Source organism: Novosphingobium soli (assembly GCF_042432915.1).
GTDB lineage: Bacteria > Pseudomonadota > Alphaproteobacteria > Sphingomonadales > Sphingomonadaceae > Novosphingobium > Novosphingobium soli.
This window is the reverse complement of sequence record NZ_JBHLWK010000012.1, coordinates 210,422-223,313: the sequence shown is the minus strand read 5'-3', so window position 1 is coordinate 223,313 and position 12,892 is coordinate 210,422. Positions and strand designations below refer to the sequence as shown.

General features: G+C 68.6%; 9 protein-coding genes. 5 read left to right on the top strand and 4 right to left on the bottom strand.

What is annotated here, in order from left to right; translation table 11 throughout:
- Window positions 1–881 (top strand): hypothetical protein (locus ACFFJC_RS10455; RefSeq protein ID WP_379487445.1); only part of this gene is annotated, 881 nt, incomplete at its 5' end.
- Window positions 882–899: 18 nt separating this feature from the next.
- Here ACFFJC_RS10455 and ACFFJC_RS10450 read toward each other — a convergent pair.
- Complete coding sequence (locus ACFFJC_RS10450; RefSeq protein ID WP_379487444.1) at window positions 900–1,877, bottom strand: ParB/RepB/Spo0J family partition protein; 978 nt, start codon at window positions 1,875–1,877, stop codon at window positions 900–902.
- Window positions 1,878–2,044: 167 nt separating this feature from the next.
- Window positions 2,045–3,262 carry an AAA family ATPase gene (locus tag ACFFJC_RS10445; RefSeq protein WP_379487443.1) on the bottom strand — a complete coding sequence of 406 codons (1,218 nt, stop codon included), beginning with the start codon at window positions 3,260–3,262 and terminating at the stop codon, window positions 2,045–2,047.
- Window positions 3,263–3,785: 523 nt separating this feature from the next.
- On the opposite strand from ACFFJC_RS10445, the gene ACFFJC_RS10440 reads away from it, so the two are divergent.
- Window positions 3,786–5,123, top strand: a complete 1,338-nt coding sequence (locus ACFFJC_RS10440) for a replication protein RepA (protein WP_379487442.1) — start codon at window positions 3,786–3,788, stop codon at window positions 5,121–5,123.
- 59 nt (window positions 5,124–5,182) lie between these two features.
- Here the strand turns inward: ACFFJC_RS10440 and ACFFJC_RS10435 are convergent, their stop codons facing one another.
- Window positions 5,183–6,085 (bottom strand): LysR substrate-binding domain-containing protein, encoded by a 903-nt coding sequence (locus tag ACFFJC_RS10435; protein ID WP_379487441.1) that lies wholly within the window; start codon window positions 6,083–6,085, stop codon window positions 5,183–5,185.
- 286 nt (window positions 6,086–6,371) lie between these two features.
- Here ACFFJC_RS10435 and ACFFJC_RS10430 point away from each other — a divergent pair, with 286 nt between their 5' ends.
- The 3 genes from ACFFJC_RS10430 to ACFFJC_RS10420 are packed head-to-tail and all read left to right on the top strand — an operon-like array spanning window position 6,372 to window position 12,166.
- Entirely contained in the window at window positions 6,372–9,575 is a 3,204-nt protein-coding gene (locus ACFFJC_RS10430; RefSeq protein ID WP_379487440.1) for an efflux RND transporter permease subunit, read from the top strand.
- Window positions 9,568–10,749: an efflux RND transporter periplasmic adaptor subunit gene (locus tag ACFFJC_RS10425; RefSeq protein ID WP_379487439.1), complete on the top strand. Its 1,182-nt coding sequence runs from the start codon at window positions 9,568–9,570 to the stop codon at window positions 10,747–10,749. The genes ACFFJC_RS10430 and ACFFJC_RS10425 overlap by 8 nt, the downstream gene beginning before the upstream one ends.
- Entirely contained in the window at window positions 10,742–12,166 is a 1,425-nt protein-coding gene (locus tag ACFFJC_RS10420; protein ID WP_379487438.1) for an efflux transporter outer membrane subunit, read from the top strand. The genes ACFFJC_RS10425 and ACFFJC_RS10420 overlap by 8 nt, the downstream gene beginning before the upstream one ends.
- 14 nt (window positions 12,167–12,180) lie before the next feature.
- On the opposite strand, the gene ACFFJC_RS10415 is transcribed toward ACFFJC_RS10420, so the two are convergent.
- The gene (locus ACFFJC_RS10415; RefSeq protein WP_379487437.1) at window positions 12,181–12,741 is read right to left on the bottom strand and encodes a hypothetical protein; all 561 of its coding nucleotides are present in this window, start codon (window positions 12,739–12,741) and stop codon (window positions 12,181–12,183) included.
- Window positions 12,742–12,892 lie beyond the last annotated feature (151 nt).

Sequence of the window (12,892 nt, the reverse complement as noted above, 5' to 3'; positions counted from 1 at the left end):
GTAATTTATGCTGCTTGCAGCCTTCTTTGGCCGGCGACACCTGGCCGCCGCTCGCCGCTGCGGCACAGCGGCTGCGCGCGGCGTTGCTGGCGCCCCGAGACATCGACCAGGACCACGCCCACGCGGAGTTGCACGCCACGCTCGCCGAGGCGCGGTCCCTGATGGACGGGCCGGGCGAGCCTTCCCCTCTGCCCTCCGCCGTCCTGCAGGACATCGGCAACCGCATGGGGCGCAGCGCGCGCTTCGCGCCGCCTGAGCGGAGCGTCGCGCCGGTCGCTCTCGGTCGTCGTGTTGCAGCGCTCGAGCGCCGTGGGCTGCCCTCGCCGCACTGGGCGGTGGAGGCGCTGCTGGGCGAGCGGCTGCGGCGCGACGGGTTCCTCCCTTGCGCCCTCCCCTGCCCCGGACTGATCCGGACCGACGCGCTTCGCACGCCCGACCCCGGAGAGGCTCGGGCGCTTGGGCAGCAGGCCTTGAACGCGTTTGCACGAGGAACCCACGACAAGCTTGTGGAGGCGACGGCCCTCCTCTGCGCGATCCGGGAGGGCACGCGCACGCTGCGTGGCCGTTCGCGCGTTCCGGCGCTCTGGCAACTTCTGGGCAGCTTCGGCCCCTTGCGCTCGGCTCAATTGGAAGTCCTGCTAGGCGCCACCCGGCTCGGCATCCGCAGCATGCTGGCGGTGCTGGACGATCTCGGCATCCTCCAGCGCACGACCATCTCAGGCAGCCATCTTTACTCGGTGCGCACGCCAGGCACCCTGCCCGCTCTCGTCCGCGAGGATGCGCCGGCGTTCTCCGCCGACGCACTGGACGAATACGAGGCCTCGCTGGCGCAGCTCGATCGCCTGCTGGGAATGGCGAGGCCGATCAACAGCCTCGATTGAGCCCCCAGCGCCGCGATGTCAGCCCGCGACGAGTTCCCGGATCGCGGCCATGATCTCGTCCACCGGCGCGCCCGACTTGGGCAGGATGCGCAGGCTCAGTCCGCTACGCGTCGAGCGCGAGTAGCGGAGTATCGGCTTGCCGTTGGCGCCATGGACCACCGTCTCCGCGGCGGCGGAGCCGGACTTCGCGACTGTCGCGCGGACGAGCCGCTTGGCCACTTCGGGGCCGGTGAGCTTCACCCCCAGGTCGTCGCGCTCGGCACGGATCGCCCTGCCCTCCTCCACCATCAGGCCGAGCGCCCGGCCGTCGCCGGCCAGCGGCTTGATGTCGCGGGCGACGCGGACGGTGATGTCGTGCTTGTCGGCGAAGGCGGCGACGATTTCGTCGGGAAGGCGCGCCACGTCGAGCAGGCGGCTGAGCCAGGAGCGCGAGATCTTGAGGTGCTCGGCCATCTCGCTCTGCGAGCCGTCGTAGAACTCCTCCAGCGCGCGCATGTACTCGTTGGCGCGCTCCCAGTCGGAAATGTCCTTGCGCGATCGGTTCTCGATGTCGGAGACGCGAAACGCCTCCTCGTCCGACACGTGCTGGATCGTGACGAGGTACTCGAAGTCCGGATGGTGGTGCGCCCGCAACCACTGCACCGTCCACCAGCGCCGGACACCGGCGATGATCTCGAAGTCGTGTTCGGGGTCGTTGACGAGCCTGCGGACGATGGCCGGGATGCGCTGCCGCTTGGCGGACAGGAAGGCGTCGATCAGGTCGCGACAGCTCTCTTCGTCGAGATGGTCGAGATCGCGGTTGTGGAGGCGCCAGGGACGGCACCGGGCCGGATCGACCCACTCGGTCCGGTCGGTCACGACCTTGCCCGATGCCAGTCGCGCCAGCGTCTGGCTGCGACTTGCCATGATGCTCTCGGACGGCGCGGCGCTGTCCAGCTCCGTGTCTTCCAGGCCCTCGGTCAGGCTGCTGCCGAACCCGCGATTACCCTTTGCCATACCCGTCTTTCCTGTCGCTGCACGCCGCCTGCCGAGCCGTTGCCACGTGGCAACTTGGACCCCACCGCCGTCGTTCTGCTCGCTTGACCATCCGCCGTCCTAAGCACTCGACTGGATCAAGCTTCTGAATACATTCGCTATTTTTCCGGTTGCCACGTGGCAACGGCTCAGTCGAGCGACCCCGCCCTGCTCTCCCACGTGCGCAGGACGTCCTGCTCGATGTCGTGGCACACATCGTTGAGAAAGCGCATGCAGCGGTTGTGGACCTCATGCGATGTGACCGGCCGGTCGAGCTCGTAGACCGTCTTCATGCGCGAGCTCGCGTTGTCGATTTCGGCGCTCACCTTGAGCACCGAGTTGATCATCGAGCCGCCGAACACCTGCCGCATCATCGCCAGGATCTCGCGGTGCATCGACTTGCTGTCGTCGACGCGGCTGCCGACGAGCCGGATGAAGTTGTAGGCGGGCTTGACCCGCCCCCCCAGCTGCTCGAGCTGGCGCATCGTGGTGCGCGCCATGTCGATGAACGACACGGTCGATGCGAAGTCGATCACGCTGGGCGGCGCCGGGATCACCATGGCGTTGGCCGCCTGCAGCACCGCCATCGACACCATCCCCAAGGCCGGCGGCGGATCCATCACGACAACGTCGTAGTCGTCCACCACCGTGTCGATGGCCTGCGCGATCAGGTCGATGATGTCGAAGCTCTGGTTCTGCGCCAGGTAGCCGGCGATCTCGTACTCAAGGTTGTAGAGCTTGAGGTTCGCCGGGATCAGGTCGAGGCCGTAGAAGTGTGTCTTGCGGATGATGGAGCGGACGCCGAGCAGTTCCGGATTGTGGAAGTGGCCATAGAGCGTGTCGTCCTCGCTGAGGTCCACGTCGGGCCGGTAGCCGAACATCATCGTCGAGCTGGCTTGGCTGTCGCAGTCGATGAACAGGACGCGGTAGCCCTTGATCGCGAAGTGCTGCGCCAGATGCAGCGCGAGCGTGGACTTGCCGACACCGCCCTTGAAGTTCGACACCGAGATGATCGCCGGCGTGTCCTGCGCCGCGCGCCAGGGGCGGGTGCCGAACACGGCGCGCATATGGTCGAGCTCCTCGAGGGTATATTGCACCCGGTGGCCCGACGCGGTTCGATCGCGAGGGGGCAGGCGGCCGTCGCGCTCCGCTTCGCGAATGGCGGAAGCGGTACGACCGACAAGCGACGCCGCGCGTGAGATGGCGTAAGAGGGTCCGACCTTGCGCCCGGTCTCGGGATCGAGAGCGCTGTCGCGGATGCGTTTCAGGATCGTCAGCGCCTTGCGATGGAGAAGGCCGAGGCTGTCGTCGAGGATCTCGTCGCCCAGGACGTCGGAGGAGGCTTCGCGTGCAGGATTGGTCGCCATAGACACCGTCTTGTGAGTTTGAGCCGCCATCCTATCGGTCTTGGAAGTTTCGAGCAACGATCGTCCATCGACCTTGCAAAGGCACCGATGATCTCGGAGCCGTTCTCGTTCTCCAGCCGCCGAGAACCCGGCCGCCGACACGTCCAACGACCGATGATCTCGGTGCGCACGCCGCCGGCACGAGGCCGATGCGCCGAGCTCGCCCGGCAGACCGATGATCTCGGTGCCGTGCGATGATCTCGGTGCGAGAGCCCGATGATCTCGGTGCAGTGCCACCGATGATCTCGGAGCACATACCTATACTGGAATCCCTAATCCCAATCCGATTCGCGAATCGGCTGAAAACAGGGGAAAAGGACGGGCACTGACGCCGAACCTGCAAGGCGCACCGAGATCATCGGTCATCTTGGAGGTTTTGCCCCGGCAGTTCCGCCAAAACTGCCAACATGCTTGCCAAGCTGGGACAAACCTGTTGTCTAGACGGCGAACAGCGGCTCCTGAGTCGGAGCAGGGCAGGGCGGAAATGAACGGAGACAGCACCAGGCCGATCGGTCATCAATATGCCCTCGCCATGCTCGACGGCGGAGAGGCGCAAGTGCGCTCGATCGCCCAGGCCGCCGGCTCGCAGCTCACCATGGATGCCTTCCTGCGGGTCCACGACGAAGAACCCGTGCCGGCGTTCCTCCATTCCGCGCTGTGCGCCATGTCGCTCCCCACCAAGCGGCCCAAGGACGAGACTCAACCGATCCTGCGCGAAGATGGCAAGTATGCCCTTGCCATCAATCCCCGGCCGGTGCTGCAGACCGTGGACGGCAAGCCGGTTCTGCGCAGCCTGGGCGTGCCTTATGGCGCCTATCCGCGCGTGGCGCTGATCTATCTCCTGTCCCAGGCCGTGACGAAGCGCTCGCGCGACGTCTACCTCGGGCGCAACTTCACCGAGTGGATGCGCCGGCTCGGCTACCAGACCGTCTCCTACGGACCGCGCGGCACGGCGAACCGGATGCGCGAGCAGGTGGACCGGCTGCTGGCCTGCGAATGGCAGATCCGCTGGGACGGCACCGAAGCGGGCGACAGCGCCTTCGCCGTGCGCGACGTCAAGATCTCCAACGAATATGCCGGCTCGCTCGAGAAGAACGGCGCCTTCGCGCGCGAGATCCGCATGTCGGAAGGGTTCTACGCGCACCTGATAGACCATGCCGTGCCGCTGAACGAGGTGGCGATCCGCGAACTGAAGGGCACGCCCACCGCCCTGGACCTCTACACTTACCTTGCCTACCGCCTGCCCCGCATCGCGGCCGACAAGGGCCAGACGATCTCGTGGGACCAGCTTGCCCGCCACCTCGGCAACGATGCCGACAGCAAGCGTTTCCGCCAGACCGTGCGGGAGACGATGCAGCTGGTCTCGGCGGTCTATCCCAACGCCAACGTCGACATGGCGGGCCGCAAGGTCGTGCTCTATCCCTCTCCCGCGCCGATGGAGCGCAAGCTCGTCGGGCCGCACTTGCGGCTGCTGGGTGCGCCGGCTGCGGAAAAGGCACCGAGATCATCGGTCGCCGGCCAAGCCGCGGAGCAGGGCAGATTGGCGGAGCAGGGCAGGGGGTCCTCCTCTCGCGCCACTCCGTCCGCAAAGCCGCTCGTGGCGTTCCCCAGCGGCAGCCTGAGCTTCGGCACCCGCGAGGCTCCGTTCCGGACGATCGGCCTCGACAAGGGGCATCCCTGGTCGGTGGACCACATGGCGGACGCGTTCAGGGCAGGGTTCCCGGGCATCGCGCGGGCGCGCACCGAGGCCGAGTGGCTGCGGGTGTGGGAAGCCTTCGTCGTAAGCTACTCCAAGCGACGAGCCAATTCCGACGCCGAGTGACCGATGATGTCCGAGCCGTTGCGACGCAGCGGCGGCGCAAAACCCGCTGCGCTTCGGCGTCAGGTGGGCCTTTCGGCGAGCGGCTCGGCCAGCAGCTTGCGGAAGTTCAGCGTGGTGGGCGAGGCGCCGCGCAAGTGAAACATCAGCAGCTCGCTGGCGAACGGCATGTCGATGTGCCGGAACGCCAGGGTGTCGACGTTGAGGCGCGCCAGCGAGCGCGACAAGATGGTGATGCCCAGGCCCGCGGCGGTCAGGCCCACCAGGGTGGCGAAGCTTCCCGCTTCCAGCGTGACATGGGGCCGGAAGCCGAGTTGCGCACAGTGCGCCATGAGGACGTCGTTGAAGCCCGCTCCGTTCAGCGCTCCCAACAGGATCAGCGGCTCGCCCTCGATGTCCGCCAGGACCGGATCGCGTTCGCGGGTGGCGAGGGGATGGTCGCGGCGCATCGCCAGCATCATGCCTTCGCGCTGCAAGTGAAGCGTCTCCATCTGCGGGGGGAGGTTCAGCGAGCCGAAGCTGCGCAGGATACCAAGGTCGAGCGTCCGGCGCTCGACGCCGGCGATCTGTTCCTCGCGCGGGAGTTCGTTGAGCTCCACCGTGACACTGGGGAAAGCCTGTCGGAAGCGCGCCAGCGCGTCCACGACATGCGGGATGAACGGCACCGAGGGAGAGAAGCCCAAACTGAGGCGCCCGATCTCGCCGCTATGGGCGAGCCGGGCGGCCTGCGCGGCGCGTTCCGCCTGGACCAGGGTCTCGCGGGCTTGGGGGAGGAAGTGGGCCCCGGCCTCGGTCAAGCGCACCCGGCGGCTAGTACGGTCGAAGAGCCGCACCCCCAGCTCGTCCTCCAGGGCGCGGATCTGCTGGCTCAGCGGCGGCTGCGAGATGCCCAGCCGCTGCGCGGCATTGCCGAAGTGCAGCTCCTCGGCGATGCATATGAAGTAGCGCAAGTGCCGCAGTTCCATCGGGGATGCCCGTCCAAGACATAGAAGATATCAAACCAGCCGGTATATATATTGGACAGAAAAGATCCGAACGATCAACGGCAACAAACCAGGACGTTCTCCCTCGCCACCGGTGGACCTGAATCCCTCGGGGGCAGGCGGATCGGCCTACCTTGAGATCCTGCCTCACCGAACCCGGGCCTCGCGCCCGCACCGGGAGGATCGCGGGCGGGAAGGGGAGGGGGATGCACGACAGGGCAGCTGAGTCGCCGGCCGGCATGATCCCGGGCGGTGGATGGAGAAGTCGATGATCGGGATCGTCAAAGTTGCGCTCAACCGTCCGCTGACGTTCATCGTCATGGCCATCCTCATTGCGCTGGGCGGTATCCTCGCGGCGCTGCGCTCCCCGGTCGACATCTTTCCCGAGATCAGGATTCCGGTGATCGCGGTCGCCTGGACCTATACCGGGCTGCCGCCGCAGGACATGACCGACCGGATGGTGACACCGTTCGAGCGCGTGCTCACCACGACGGTCAACGACATCGAGCACATCGAGAGCCAGTCCTACCAAGGCATCGGGGTGGTGAAGGTCTACTTCCAGCCCGGCGTCGACATCCGCACCGCGACGGCGCAGGTGACCTCGATCTCGCAGACGATCTTGCGCCAGCTGCCCGCCGGCTCGAACCCGCCGCTCATCATCAACTACTCCGCCTCGACCGTGCCGATCCTGCAACTGGCGCTGTCGGGCCAGGGCCTGTCTGAGCAGCAACTCTTCGATATCGGCCAGAACCAGGTCCGGCCACAGCTCGTGACCGTCCCTGGCCTCGCCATGCCCTTTCCCTCGGGCGGCAAGCAGCGCCAGGTCCAGATCGACATCGATCCGCAGGCGCTCCAGGCCCGTGGGCTCTCGGCGCAGGACGTCGGCGCAGCGATCGCCGCGCAGAACCAGATCACCCCCGCCGGCTTCGTCAAGATCGGGCCCACGCAGTACAGCGTGCGGCTCAACAACGCGCCGGCCACCATCGAGGGGTTGAACGACCTGCCGGTCAAGGTGGTCAACGGCGCGACGATCTACATGCGCGACGTCGCCTACGTGCGCGACGGGAGCGCGCAGCAGCAGAACGTCGTCCACGTGGAGGGCGGCCGCTCGGTGCTGCTGACGGTGCTCAAGAACGGCGCGGCCTCGACGCTCGCGGTCGTCGACGGCGTCAAGGACCTGCTGCCCAAGATCCAGCAGACTCTTCCGGAATCGCTCAAGGTCCTGACCGTGGGCGACCAGTCGGTCTTCGTGAAGGCCGCGGTCAGCGGCGTCGTCCACGAAGGCGCGATCGCCGCGGCGCTGACCTCGCTGATGATCCTGCTGTTCCTCGGCTCGTGGCGCTCGACCGTCATCATCGCGCTGTCCATCCCGCTGGCGGTGCTGGCCGCGATCGCTGCGCTGGCGCTCTTCGGACAGACGCTCAACGTGATGACGCTGGGCGGGCTGGCGCTGGCGGTGGGCATCCTCGTCGACGACGCCACGGTGACGATCGAGAACATCAACTGGCATCTCGAGCAGGGCAAGGGCGTGGTCCAGTCGATCCTCGACGGCGCGGCGCAGATCGTCACGCCCGCGTTCGTCTCGCTGCTGTGCATCTGCATCGTCTTCGTGCCGATGTTCTTCCTGCCGGGCGTGGCAGGCTACCTCTTCGTGCCGATGGCGCTCTCGGTGGTCTTCGCCATGATCGCCTCCTTCGTCCTGTCGCGCACGCTGGTGCCGACGCTGGCGATGTACCTGCTGAAGCCGCATGCGCCCGCCGGAGAGAACAGCCACAACGCCGGGCAGCCCGGCTCCACCAATCCCCTGGTGCGCTTCCAGCGCGGCTTCGAGGCGCGGTTCGAACGGCTGCGCGGCGGCTACATCGGCATGCTGAACCGGGCGCTGGTCGCGCGCCGGCCGTTCATGCTGGGCTTCATGGCCGTGGTCGTGCTCTCGTTCGGGTTGCTGCCGTTCCTGGGAAGCAACTTCTTCCCCACCGTCGATTCGGGGCAGATCGCCATGCACGTGCGGCTTCCGGCCGGGACCCGGATCGAGACCACCGCTGCCCGCTTCGAGGAGATCGGGGAGGAAGTGGGCGCGATCATCCCCGCGGACGAGCTGGCCTCGGTCACCGACACCATCGGCCTGCCGGTGAGCGCCATTAACACCGTCTACAACAACAGCGGCACGATCGGGCCCCAGGATGGCGACATGCTCATCACGCTCAAGGAAGGACACCGGGCAACCGCGGACTTCGTGGAAGCGCTGCGCGAGCAGCTGCCGCGCCGGTTCCCCGGCACCACCTTCGCCTTCCTGCCGGCCGACATCACCAGCCAGATCCTGAACTTCGGCTCGCCATCGCCCATCGACATCCAGATCGCCGGCCGCGATGCCGCCGCCTCGCGCGAATATGCGCACAAGCTGATGGCGAAGCTGGCGCGAATCCCGGGGCTGGCCGACCTGCGGCTGCAGCAGCCCGCGCGTTCGCCGCAGCTGGAGGTCGAGGTCGACCGCTCGCGCATCGGCCAGTACGGGCTCAGCGAAAGGGACGTGACCACCAGCCTTGCCAGCTCGCTGGCGGGCACGTCGCAGACCGCGCCGGTGTTCTTCGTCAATCCGGACAACGGCGTTTCGTACCCGGTGGTGGCGCAGGCGCCCGAGTACCAGGTGAGCTCCATCAATGCCCTGTCCGACATCCCCGTGTCCGGAAGCGGGAGTACGGCGACGCAGCCGCTGGGCGCGCTCGCCTCGGTCTCGCGGTCCAGCACTTCGCCGGTGGTGTCGCACTACAACATCCAGCCGGTCATCGACATCTACGGCACTCCGCAGGGAAGGGACCTCGGCGGCGTCGCGGCCGACGTCCAGAAGGCGATCGCCTCGCTGGAGAAGGACCTGCCCAAGGGGGGCAGCGTGACGATCCGCGGCCAGTACCAGACGATGAACACGGCCTTCTCCGGGCTGGGCTTCGGCCTGCTCGGCGCGGTCTTCCTGATCTACCTGCTGATCGTCGTGAATTTCCAGAGCTGGCTCGACCCGTTCGTCATCATCACCGCCTTGCCCGCGGCGCTGGCGGGGATCGTCTGGATGCTGTTCGCCACCGGCACGACGCTGTCGGTGCCGGCGCTGACCGGCGCGATCATGTGCATGGGCGTGGCGACGGCGAACTCGATCCTGGTCGTCAGCTTCGCGCGCGAACAGCTGGTCGAGACCGGCGATGCCGTGCAAGCCGCGCTGCGCGCCGGCATGGTGCGCTTCCGCCCCGTGCTCATGACGGCGCTGGCGATGATCATCGGCATGGCGCCCATGGCGCTGGGGCTGGGGGAGGGCGGCGAGCAGAACGCGCCCCTCGGCCGCGCGGTGATCGGCGGCCTGGTCTGCGCGACCATTGCCACCTTGTTCTTCGTGCCCACCGTGTTCAGCTTCGTCCACCGTCGCCGCGCTTCGGGCGACGAGCCCGCCCGTCCCATGGAAATGCAGCCCCGCCATGCTTGATCCCGACATCGCAGAGAACACCGGACCCGACGCTCGCACGCTCAAGCGCGTGGGGATCGGCGCCGCCATCGTCGCCCTGGCGCTGGTCGGCGTCGGCGTCGCCACCCGGATCAGTGCCACCGGCCACCTTCAGGAGGTGGCCGACAACGCCGCCGTCCCCACCGTGGCGGTGGTGTCGCCCTCGGCGGCGGAAGGCGGGGAGGGCCTGATCCTCCCGGGCACCATCCAGGCCTACAACAGCGCCGCGATCAACGCGCGCACCAATGGCTATGTCCGGCGCTGGCTGGCCGACATCGGCGACCACGTAAGGGCAGGGCAGACGCTGGCCATCCTCGACGCGCCCGAGATCGAGCAGCAGCTGGCGCAGGCCCGCGCCGACTACCAGACCGCGGTCGCCAACCAGAGGCTGGCGGCGACCACCTCCCGGCGCTGGCAGGCGCTGCTGGCGAAGGATGCCGTCTCGCAGCAGGAGGCGGACGAGAAGGCGGGCGATCTCGCGGCCAAGTCGGCGCTGGCGAACGCCGCCCTCGCCAGCGTGCGCGAACTCAGCGCCACGCAAGGGTTCACCCGGCTGTCCGCCCCCTTCGCCGGCGTGGTGACCAGCCGTTCGGCACAGATCGGTGCGCTCGTGACCGCGGGCAATGCCGCGGCGCAGCCCCTCTTCACCGTCTCCGACGTCCACCGCATGCGCATCTACGTGCGGGTGCCGCAGGTCCATTCCTCGCAGGTCCACAACGGCATGGAGGCGACGCTGACCGTGCCCGAATTCCCCGGCCGCAGCTTCAAGGCGAGCCTGACGCGCAGCGCCAACTCGGTCGATGCGCAGTCGGGCGCGATGCTGGTGGAATTGCAGGCCGACAACGCCGACGGGGCGCTCAAGCCCGGCGCTTACGCCCATGTCAGCTTCCCCATCGCCGGGGCCGCCGGGGCCCTGCGGCTTCCCGGCAGCGCGATCCTGCCGGCGGAGGAGGGGCCGAGCGTCGCGGTCGTCGACGCGAAGGGTCGCGTGACGCTCCGCCGTGTCACCATCGCGCGCGACGAGGGCAAGACGGTGCTCGTCTCGGTCGGAGTGAGCCCGCGCGACAGGGTGATCGACTCTCCGCCCGATTCGATCCGCACCGGAGACGTGGTGCGGATCGCCACGCCGCAGAAGAAGGCCGGCGCCGATGCCTAAGGCGCTTGCGCTGCTCGGCGCCGTGCTGATGGCCGGGTGCGCGATGGCACCGGACTATCGTCCGCCCGTCACCACGGCGCCCGGGGAGTTCCGCGAGACGCCGGGCTGGGCGGCGGCGGCACCGCGCGACGGCGAGGAGAGGGGGCCCTGGTGGGCCGTCTTCGCCGATCCCGTGCTTTCCGACCTGGAGGACCGGGCGGGACAGGCCAGTCCCACGCTCGCCGCCGCGCTGGCGCGCTACGATGCGGCGCGTGCGGCGGCGCGGATGCAGGCAGCCGACCTCTATCCTCAGGTCAGCGCGAGCGGGCAGGCCTCGCGTGAGCGGCTGTCTGGCAACCGGCCGCTCGGCGCGGGCAATGCGCAAGAATACGACGACTACGTCGTGGGAGGAGGGGTCTCCTACGAGCTGGACCTGTGGGGCCGGATTCGCAGCCAGGTGCGCGGCGCCAGGGGCGAGGCGGAAGCGAGCGCGGCCGACCTCGCCTCGGCGCGCCTGAGCCTGCAGGCGGCGGTTGCCGATGCCTATTTCCGCCTGGTGGGTCTCGACGCCCAGGCGCAACTGCTCGCGCGATCGGTCGACGCGTTCACGCGGGCCTACGAGCTGACCGCGACGCGCCGCGAAGGCGGCATCGCCTCGGGCATCGACGTGAACCGAGCGCGGACGGTGCTGGCCAATGCGCGCGCCCAGGTCGCGACCGTCGCCAACCAGCGCGCCGCCACCGAACACGAGATCGCCGCTTTGGTCGGCGAACTCGCGACCACGTTCACGGTGCCCGCCCAGGTGCAGGCGCTCGATCCACCGGCTCCGCCGGCGGCGACGCCTTCGGAGCTGCTGCAAAGGCGCCCCGACATCGCGGCCGCCGAACGGCGGGTCTTCGCCGCCAACGCGCGGATAGGCGCGGCGCGCGCGGCCTTCTTTCCGTCCTTGACCCTGGGCGCCTCGGGCGGGTGGGAGAGTACGGGCGGCGGCCTGCTGACGACTCCGAGCGCGTTCTGGGCGCTGGGGCCGCTGTCCGGCTTGCTGACGGTCTTCGACGGCGGGCGCAGGACGTCGCAGGTCCGCATTTCGCGCGCCGAGTACGACGAGGCGGCGGCCACGTACCGCGACACCGTGCTCGCGGCCTTCCGGCAAGTCGAGGATGCGCTGGCCGCCACCCGCTATCTCTCCGAGGCATCGACGGCGCAGCGGGAGGCGGCCGAAGCCGCGCAGCGCACCAGCGACATCGCCATGTCGCGCTATCGCGATGGTGCTTCGGACTACCTGGAGGTCGTCACGGCGCAGACCGATGCGCTTGAGGCACAGCGCTCCTACATCTCCGTCCAGACGCAGCGCATGCAGGCCAGCGTCGGGCTGGTGCGGGCGCTGGGCGGGCCGCCGGACGCCGCCCTTGCCGTGATACCCACGGCGGCACCATAGCCGCGCCCGTCGCGTCAGTTGAGGCGCAGCTCGCCCTGGCGCCGGTCCTGCGCTCCTGGCGCGGCTTGGGCCGGCGCCGGCCCGGGTGCCGGGGCCGCCGCCGACCGGCCCATCAGGCAGCGCGCGCGGCCCGCGAGCGCATAGACCGCGTGGCGCCCGGCGCCGCGGTTCTGGTGATCGACGCGAAAGCCTTTGTAGTGGCGCCGGATCAGGCCTGCGTCGACGAGCTCGGAGATCGCGCGGCTGAGGTTCGTCTTCCCGGACCTGCGGATGCGCTCCTGGACTTCCGCGGCAACCAGCGCCTCCGCCTCCTCCGGGTCGGAAGGGGCCTTGCCCGAGGCCAGCAGCTCGGCCTTCACCTTGTCCGCCAGCATGAGCCGCTTGGGATCGCGCGCGCCCATCGGGGCCAGCGCATCGCAAAGCCAGTCGCGCAGGAGGGTGGTCCTTCCGCTACGGACGACAAACGGCCCCGCGCTCCCATCCGGCCGCGCGATCTCCGCGATCAGGCTCAGGACCATGAAGGCATAGCGCGGGCGCGTGCTGGCCCGGGCCACCCGATCGAGAAGCTCCGCCATGTCGCTGGCCTGGCCGCGCTGCGGGGGAAAGGACGTCGATAGGAACATAGCGAGGGAAAATAGAGCACATAAACGGAATCCTGAGAATCCCCTTTCCGCGCTGCTTACGCTTTGTCGCGAGTGACACTTTACCGCGGCGAGGCGGGCGGGG

Excerpts from the sequence above, each read along its gene's own strand:
- ACFFJC_RS10430 (WP_379487440.1), top strand. The coding sequence starts at position 6,372 with ATGATCGGGATCGTCAAAGTTGCGCTCAACCGTCCGCTGACGTTCATC.
- ACFFJC_RS10425 (WP_379487439.1), top strand. The coding sequence starts at position 9,568 with ATGCTTGATCCCGACATCGCAGAGAACACCGGACCCGACGCTCGCACG.
- ACFFJC_RS10450 (WP_379487444.1), bottom strand. The coding sequence starts at position 1,877 with ATGGCAAAGGGTAATCGCGGGTTCGGCAGCAGCCTGACCGAGGGCCTG.
- ACFFJC_RS10435 (WP_379487441.1), bottom strand. The coding sequence starts at position 6,085 with ATGGAACTGCGGCACTTGCGCTACTTCATATGCATCGCCGAGGAGCTG.
- ACFFJC_RS10445 (WP_379487443.1), bottom strand. The coding sequence starts at position 3,262 with ATGGCGACCAATCCTGCACGCGAAGCCTCCTCCGACGTCCTGGGCGAC.
- ACFFJC_RS10415 (WP_379487437.1), bottom strand. The coding sequence starts at position 12,741 with ATGGCGGAGCTTCTCGATCGGGTGGCCCGGGCCAGCACGCGCCCGCGC.
- ACFFJC_RS10420 (WP_379487438.1), top strand. The coding sequence starts at position 10,742 with ATGCCTAAGGCGCTTGCGCTGCTCGGCGCCGTGCTGATGGCCGGGTGC.
- ACFFJC_RS10440 (WP_379487442.1), top strand. The coding sequence starts at position 3,786 with ATGAACGGAGACAGCACCAGGCCGATCGGTCATCAATATGCCCTCGCC.